This window comes from Amycolatopsis sp. NPDC051106 (genome assembly GCF_040682775.1).
Classification (GTDB): Bacteria; Actinomycetota; Actinomycetes; order Mycobacteriales; family Pseudonocardiaceae; genus Amycolatopsis.
Window position 1 is genome coordinate 1 of sequence record NZ_JBFBBQ010000184.1, and the last position, 6750, is coordinate 6750.

A 6750-nucleotide genomic window follows, 5' to 3' on the forward strand; every position below is an offset into this window, starting at 1 on the left:
TCGTGCTGTCCCGCGGCCTCACCACCGGCCCGGCGACCGGGATGCGTTCAACGCACCGAAGGCCGCCTTGGGTGCGTTGAACGCACCGAAGGCCACATTGGGGCGCTAGGTCCCCGCGACCCGGCGGACCACCTGGCCGGCCAACGCGGGCGGGCGGCGGACCCGGCCCGAGGGCAGGACCAGGCGTTTCAGTGGGCCGCCCAGCGGCACCGGCGGATGCCCCGCACCCAGCAGCACCTGCTCGACGATCTGCTCGGCGAGCCACGCCACCGTGTCGTTGAGCCGGTCCAGCGAGGGGTGGTCGCCGTCGAAGACGTCCTCGTCGGCGAGCGTCACCTCGAAGTACGAGCAACCCGGGGGGACGGAGATCGCCTCCTCGATCGCGCGGGCGCCGTCGAGCGGGTCGTCGAACCCCGCTTCGAGCAGCGGTTCGCGGTAGATGCGGGCCGCGCGGGCCCGCATGCGAGGCCCGTAGCGGACGACGACCGGGAGCCGGCCGGTCAGGTCGGGCACGGCCAGGCCGTGCAGCAGCATGATCGGCGGCACCGAGTGCACCAGCCGCGGCGCGGGCTCGGCCAGCTCGCGGGCGGTGATCCGGACGCGGTCGGCCATCGCGTCCGGGAGGCCGAAGTAGCGGAAGTCGACGTTGCCGAACCCGAGGCCGTCGGCGACCAGCGACGCCAGCAGCTCGCCGTACCCCCAGATCGGCGACAGCACCACGACCGGCGGCGCCGCGACGACCGGCGACGGCGCGGGCGGGCGCGTCGCCTCCTGCTCGGGCACCTGGATCACCAGCCGCGGCGGCTCGTGCCAGTCGTGCACCTCGGCGACCCGCCAGTAGAGCCCGAGCGGCCGCCACAGCTCGCCGAGGACGTCGTGCTCGAGGATCCGGCGCACTTCGGCGTCGTCGTGGGGGAAGTCCCGCGGCGGCACGACACCGACGTAGTGGTGGTAGGTCACGCGGACCTCGTCGCCGCGGGTCGCCGAGCGGATCCGCATCTCCCAGTCGATCGGCGACGCGGCGATCAGGTTGGCGACCTGGGTGCCGGGTGAGGAGTAGACGAGCGCCGTGGCCTGCCGGAGGAACTGCCCGGCCTGGTCGATGCCTTCTCGCAGCGCCTTCGCCGCCTGGGCGACGTGCACCGGCGAAACGAGCGAGTCGGGCAGGACACCGGCGACGCGCAGCAACTCGGCTTCCCCGAGCCCGGTGACCTCGGCGAGCTCGGCCCAGTGGTCGAAGACGGTCACCTTCGGCGCGTGCCGGTGCTCGATCCAGCTGCGCAGCGTCGACGTCGGGACGCCGATGCGGCGGGCGGCCTCGTCCAGGGAAAGCCCCCGCGCCCGGATGCCGGTCCGGACCGCTTCCGCCCACTCGTCGGCGCGCCAGTGCGTCACCTCACAAAGCTAACGAAACCGGCTAGCTTTGCGCAGGGACGAATCGCCCACGCGGCATCGACGCTGGTCACCATGACGACCACCATCATCGCCCTGACCCTGATCGTCGGCGTGCTGACCTTCGCCGCCGGCGCCTTCCTCGCCTCCGAGATCGCCGTCCGCGTGCTGCGCCGCCGCGAACGGCTCGTCTCCGAAGAGCGCAAGAAGCTCAACGCCGCCTGGAACTACCTGCGGGAGGTCTACGGCGTCAAGAAACCGACCAAGCGTTAGAGCGGGGTGACGTACGCGCCGGAGATGCCGCCGTCGACCAGGAACTGCGACGCCGTGATGAAGCTGGCGTCGTCGCTGGCCAGGAAGGCGACTGCGGCCGCGATCTCCTCGGGCTCGGCGAACCGGCCGACGGGCACGTGCACCAGCCGCCGCGCCGCGCGTTCGGGGTCCTTCGCGAAGAGCTCCTTGAGCAGCGGCGTGTTCACCGGCCCCGGGCACAGCGCGTTGACGCGGATGTTCTCCCGCGCGAACTGGATGCCCAGCTCGCGGCTCATCGCGAGCACCCCGCCCTTGGAGGCGGTGTAGGAGATCTGCGACGTCGCCGCGCCCATCACGGCGACGAACGACGCCGTGTTGATGATCGAGCCCTTGCCCTGGCGCTGCATGTGCGGCAGGACGGCCTTGCAGCAGTGGTAGACCGACGTCAGGTTGACGCGCTGGACCCGCTCCCACGCCTCGATGCCGGTGGTCAGGATGGAGTCGTCCTCCGGCGGGGAGATGCCGGCGTTGTTGAACGCGACGTCGATCGAGCCGAACTGCTCGACCGTGCTGTGGAACAGGTTCTCGACCTGTTCGGCGTCGGTGACGTCGGTCTGGATGAAGGCGCCGCCGACCTCGTCCGCGGCCGCTTTGCCCACGGCCGGCGTCAGGTCCGCGATGACGACCTTCGCGCCTTCGCTCGCCAGCCGGCGGGCCGAGGCGAGCCCGATGCCGCTCGCGCCGCCGGTGATCACCGCGACGCGGCCTTCGAAACGCTGGACCATTACTCCTCCGTGCTGAGAAAGACGTTCTTGGTTTCGGTGAACGCCGCCGCGGCGTCGGGGCCCAGCTCGCGGCCGAGGCCGGACTGCTTGAAGCCGCCGAACGGCGTCCAGTAGCGCACCGAAGAGTGCGAGTTCACCGACAGGTTGCCGGCTTCGACGCCGCGCGCCACCCGGAACGCGCGGCCGGCGTCGCGGGTCCAGATCGAGCCGGACAGGCCGTAGTCGGTCGCGTTGGCCATCCGGACCGCGTCGGCCTCTTCGGCGAACGGCACGACGGCGACGACCGGGCCGAAGACCTCGTCCGCCACGGCCGGGTGCCGCAGGTCGGGCGGGGTGAGGACGGTCGGCGGGAACCAGAAGCCGCTCCCGGTGGGCGCACTGCCGCGGAAGGCGACCGGAGCGTCGTCCGGCACGTAGGAGGCGACCTTCTCGCGGTGCGCGGCCGAGATCAGCGGGCCCATCTCGGTCTTTTCGTCGCCGGGGTCGCCGACGACGACGCCGTGCACGGCGGGCTCCAGGAGCTCCATGAAGCGGTCGTACGCGCTCGCCTGCACCAAGATCAGCGACCGCGCGCAGCAGTCCTGGCCCGCGTTGTCGAAGACGCCGTAGGGCGCGGTCGCCGCGGCTTTCTCCAGGTCGGAGTCGGCGAAGACGATGTTCGCGTTCTTGCCGCCCAGCTCCAGCGTCACGCGCTTCACCTGGGCCGCGCAGCCGGCCATGATCTGCTTGCCGACCTCGGTGGAGCCGGTGAAGACGACCTTGCGCACGCCCGGGTGGTCGACGAACCGCTGTCCGACAACGGATCCCTTGCCGGGTAGCACCTGGAAGACGTCCTCCGGGATGCCCGCCTCGCGCGCCAGCTCGGCCAGCCGGATCGCGGTGAGCGGCGTCAGCTCGGCGGGTTTGAGGACGACGGTGTTGCCGGCGGCGAGCGCGGGCGCGAAGCCCCAGCCCGCGATCGGCATCGGGAAGTTCCACGGCACGATCACGCCGACGACGCCCAGAGGCTCCTGGAAGGTGACGTTGACGCCGCCCGGCACCGGGATCTGCTTGCCGATCAGGCGTTCCGGCGCGGCGGAGTAGTAGTTGAGGACGTCGCGGACGTTGCCCGCCTCCCAGCGGGCGTTGCCGATGGTGTGCCCGGAGTTCTCGACCTCGAGCCGCGCGAGGTGCTCGATGTCGGCCTCGACGGCGTCGGCGAAGCGGCGCAGCAGCCGCGCGCGGTCGCCGGGGGTCACGTCGCGCCACGCCGGGAACGCCGCCTGGGCGCGGGCGATCGCCGCGTCGGTCTCCTCGGCGCTGGTCAGCGGGACCGACCGCACCACGGCTTCGGTGGCGGGGTTGATCACGGCGAAGCTGGTCATTCCTGCCTCCTGCTCGCGTCGACGAGCGCTTCGAACAAGCGGACGTCGTCGCTGTCCTGCTCGGGGTGCCACTGCACGCCCAGGGTGAACTCGCCGGGCACCTCGGCGGCCTCGATCGTGCCGTCGGCGGCCCGGCCGACCGGTTCGAGGCCCGCGCCGAGCCGGTCGATGGCCTGGTGGTGGTAGCAGAGCGTCTTGGTTTCCCGGCCGAGGATCGCCGCCGCCCGGCTGCCCTCGGCGAGCGTGACGACGCCGCGGCCGAACGTCGCGGGCGCGGGCTGGTGTTCGGTGGTCCCGCGGGCCTCGGGCAGGTGCTGGACCAGGGTGCCGCCGAGGGCGACGCTCATCACCTGCAGGCCGCGGCACACGCCGAGGACCGGTTTGCCCTGGCGCCGGGCCGCGGCGAACAGGCCGAACTCGAAGGCGTCGCGGTTCGGCCGGGTGTAGGTCGTGGCGTGCTGCTCCTGGCCGTAGCGCTCCGGCTCGACGTCGGCGCCGCCGGTGAGCACCAGCCCGTCCACTGTGGACACGAGCCGGTCGTACGCGTCGCTCACCGGCGGGAGCAGCACCGGGATGCCGCCCGCCGCGACGACGCAGTCGACGTAGACGCGGTGCAGCAGCGCGGCTTCCGTCTCCCACACGAGGAACTTGGCGGGCTCGAGGTAGGTGGTGAGCCCGATCACCGGCCTAAAGTCGTTCGAAGCCACGAACCCGCTCCCAGTCGGTGACGGCGGCGTTGTAGGCGTCGACCTCGATCTTGGCCGCGTTCAGGTAGTGCTCGACGACGTCCTCGCCGAACGCCTCGCGCGCCAGCTCGCTGCCGGCCAGGGCCGCGGCGGCTTCGGGCAGCGTGGTCGGCACCGTGCGCCGGCCGGAGTGGTAGGCGTTGCCGGTGAAGGGCTCTTCCAGCTCCAGCTCGTTCTCGATGCCGTGCAGGCCGGCGGCGATGAGCGCGGCGACGGCGAGGTAGGGGTTGACGTCCCCGCCCGGCACGCGGTTCTCGACGCGCAGCGACTCGCCGTGGCCGACGACGCGCAGCGCGCAGGTGCGGTTGTCGGTGCCCCACGCGATCGCGGTCGGCGCGAAACTGCCCGGCACGAACCGCTTGTAGGAGTTGATGTTCGGGGCGAGGAAGTACGTCAGCTCGTGCAGCCCGGCGAGCTGGCCGGCGAGGAACTGCTCCATCAGCGTCGAGAAGCCGTGGTCGTGGTCGCCCGAGAGCACCGCGCGCCCCTCGGTGGAGCGCAGGCTGATGTGGATGTGGCAGGAGTTGCCCTCGCGCTCGTTGTACTTCGCCATGAACGTGAGGCTCTTGCCCTCCTGCGCGGCGATCTCCTTGGCACCGTTCTTGTAGACGCTGTGGTTGTCGCAGGTGCTCAGCGCGTCGGTGTAGCGGAAGGCGATCTCCTGCTGGCCGGGGTTGCACTCGCCCTTGGCGGACTCCGGGTAGAGCCCGGCGCCGGCCATGTCGTTGCGGATGCGGCGCAGCAGCGGCTCGAGGCGCGCGGTGCCGAGCATCGAGTAGTCGACGTTGTACTGGTTGGCGGGCTTGAGGCCGTGGTAGCGCTTGTCCCAGGCGGCTTCGTAGGTGTCGTCGAAGACGATGAACTCCAGCTCGGTCCCGACGTACGCGGCGAGCCCGCGCTCGGCGAGGCGCTCGAGCTGCCGGCGCAGGATCTGGCGCGGCGACACCGGCACCGGCCCGCCCTGGACGCGCTCGACGTCGGCCAGCACCAGCGCGGTGCCCTCCTGCCAGGGGATCTCGCGCAGGGTTTCGAGGTCGGGGCGCAGCACGAAGTCGCCGTAGCCGCTGTCCCAGGAGGAGAGCGCGTAGCCGTCGACGGTGTTCATGTCGACGTCCACGGCGAGGAGGTAGTTGCAGGCCTCGGTGGCGTGCCCGACGACCTCGTCCAGGAAGTACTCGGCCGAGCAGCGCTTGCCCTGGAGCCTGCCCTGCATGTCCGTGAGCGCGACGAGCACGGTGTCGATCGTGCCCGCGTCCACGCGCGCCCGGAGCTCGTCGAGCGTGAGCATGCCTCGTCTGCGTGCCATCAGCCGCCCCAAAGGTTTGATGCGAATCCTTTGCGGGTTCTTCCTACCCGGTCACGCCCGGCGGGTCAACCGGAACAAAGGTATTTTGTTGAACCATTGGATCGACCGCCGGTATGCGCGGTTTGCCCGGCTGAGAAGACCCTGTGAATTCCGCGCGAAGGGAGGAATCCGGGGTACTCGCACGTTGTACGGGGCAGGAGAGGTGAGATCGATGACCACATTCACGCAGCAGAGCACGATCGGACAGCAGCAGGCGCGGCCCCAGCTGCCCACCCTGCCCACCGGCTGGCCGATCGGTTCCTACGAGTCCTACGAGCAGGCGCAGCGCGCGGTCGACCACCTCGCGGGCGCGGAGTTCCCGGTCACCGACGTCACGATCGTGGGCGTGGAGCCGATGCTCGTCGAGCGCATCGCCGGCAAGATGTCCTGGGGCAAGGTCCTGGGCAGCGCGGCGACGTCCGGCGCGATGTTCGGTGTGTTCCTCGGGTTGGTGCTGAGCCTTCTGAACCCGGGAGCGGGCCTGGTCCCGATCGTGATCGGCCTGGTCGCCGGTCTCGGGTTCAACCTGCTGTTCGGCGCACTCGGGTACGCGGCCAACCGCAACAAGCGCGGGTTCATCTCCCAGAGCCAGCTGGTGGCCCGCAGGTACGACGTCCTGTCCCAGCCCCGCAACGCCGAGAAGGGACGTGCGCTCCTGGCGGACCTCGCGGCACGCAGCGCCTTCGGCCACTGACACCGGTCGACAGGAAGGCCACCTCCTCCGGGAGGTGGCCTTCTTCGCGTCCAGGGCCAGGAGCCAAGAGCGCCCCAATGTGGCCTTGGTTGCGTTAAACGCACCGAAGGCCGCCTTGGGTGCGTTGAACGACGGCGGAACTCGCCCGCGAGCCCGTCCCGCCAGATCGGCT

7 protein-coding genes are annotated in these 6750 nt (G+C 71.1%); 2 read left to right on the plus strand and 5 right to left on the minus strand.

Features of this window, described 5'->3' with window-relative positions:
• Positions 1 to 105: 105 nt before the first annotated feature.
• Complete coding sequence (locus tag AB0M83_RS48165) at positions 106 to 1395, minus strand: helix-turn-helix transcriptional regulator (protein ID WP_364529444.1); 1290 nt, start codon at positions 1393 to 1395, stop codon at positions 106 to 108.
• A gap of 72 nt (positions 1396 to 1467) precedes the next feature.
• Between AB0M83_RS48165 and AB0M83_RS48170 the strand changes: the two genes are divergently transcribed.
• Positions 1468 to 1665 carry a hypothetical protein gene (locus tag AB0M83_RS48170; RefSeq protein WP_364529447.1) on the plus strand — a complete coding sequence of 66 codons (198 nt, stop codon included), beginning with the start codon at positions 1468 to 1470 and terminating at the stop codon, positions 1663 to 1665.
• On the opposite strand, the gene AB0M83_RS48175 is transcribed toward AB0M83_RS48170, so the two are convergent.
• The 4 genes from AB0M83_RS48175 to AB0M83_RS48190 are packed head-to-tail and all read right to left on the minus strand — an operon-like array spanning position 1662 to position 5827.
• Positions 1662 to 2429: a 3-oxoacyl-ACP reductase gene (locus AB0M83_RS48175; protein ID WP_364529450.1), complete on the minus strand. Its 768-nt coding sequence runs from the start codon at positions 2427 to 2429 to the stop codon at positions 1662 to 1664. The two genes, AB0M83_RS48170 and AB0M83_RS48175, sit on opposite strands and share 4 nt — an antisense overlap.
• Complete coding sequence (locus AB0M83_RS48180; protein WP_364529453.1) at positions 2429 to 3793, minus strand: aldehyde dehydrogenase family protein; 1365 nt, start codon at positions 3791 to 3793, stop codon at positions 2429 to 2431. The genes AB0M83_RS48175 and AB0M83_RS48180 overlap by 1 nt, the downstream gene beginning before the upstream one ends.
• Positions 3790 to 4500 carry a gamma-glutamyl-gamma-aminobutyrate hydrolase family protein gene (locus tag AB0M83_RS48185; protein WP_364529456.1) on the minus strand — a complete coding sequence of 237 codons (711 nt, stop codon included), beginning with the start codon at positions 4498 to 4500 and terminating at the stop codon, positions 3790 to 3792. Before AB0M83_RS48185 ends, AB0M83_RS48180 begins: the two co-directional genes overlap by 4 nt.
• Positions 4481 to 5827 (minus strand): glutamine synthetase family protein, encoded by a 1347-nt coding sequence (locus AB0M83_RS48190; RefSeq protein ID WP_364529462.1) that lies wholly within the window; start codon positions 5825 to 5827, stop codon positions 4481 to 4483. The genes AB0M83_RS48185 and AB0M83_RS48190 overlap by 20 nt, the downstream gene beginning before the upstream one ends.
• A gap of 229 nt (positions 5828 to 6056) precedes the next feature.
• Here AB0M83_RS48190 and AB0M83_RS48195 point away from each other — a divergent pair, with 229 nt between their 5' ends.
• Positions 6057 to 6578 carry a general stress protein gene (locus AB0M83_RS48195; protein WP_364529459.1) on the plus strand — a complete coding sequence of 174 codons (522 nt, stop codon included), beginning with the start codon at positions 6057 to 6059 and terminating at the stop codon, positions 6576 to 6578.
• Positions 6579 to 6750 lie beyond the last annotated feature (172 nt).

Bases quoted from the DNA above. Each gene is read 5' to 3' on its own strand.
- AB0M83_RS48170 (WP_364529447.1), top strand. From the start codon at position 1,468: ATGACGACCACCATCATCGCCCTGACCCTGATCGTCGGCGTGCTGACC.
- AB0M83_RS48175 (WP_364529450.1), bottom strand. From the start codon at position 2,429: ATGGTCCAGCGTTTCGAAGGCCGCGTCGCGGTGATCACCGGCGGCGCG.
- AB0M83_RS48180 (WP_364529453.1), bottom strand. From the start codon at position 3,793: ATGACCAGCTTCGCCGTGATCAACCCCGCCACCGAAGCCGTGGTGCGG.
- AB0M83_RS48190 (WP_364529462.1), bottom strand. From the start codon at position 5,827: ATGCTCACGCTCGACGAGCTCCGGGCGCGCGTGGACGCGGGCACGATC.
- AB0M83_RS48195 (WP_364529459.1), top strand. From the start codon at position 6,057: ATGACCACATTCACGCAGCAGAGCACGATCGGACAGCAGCAGGCGCGG.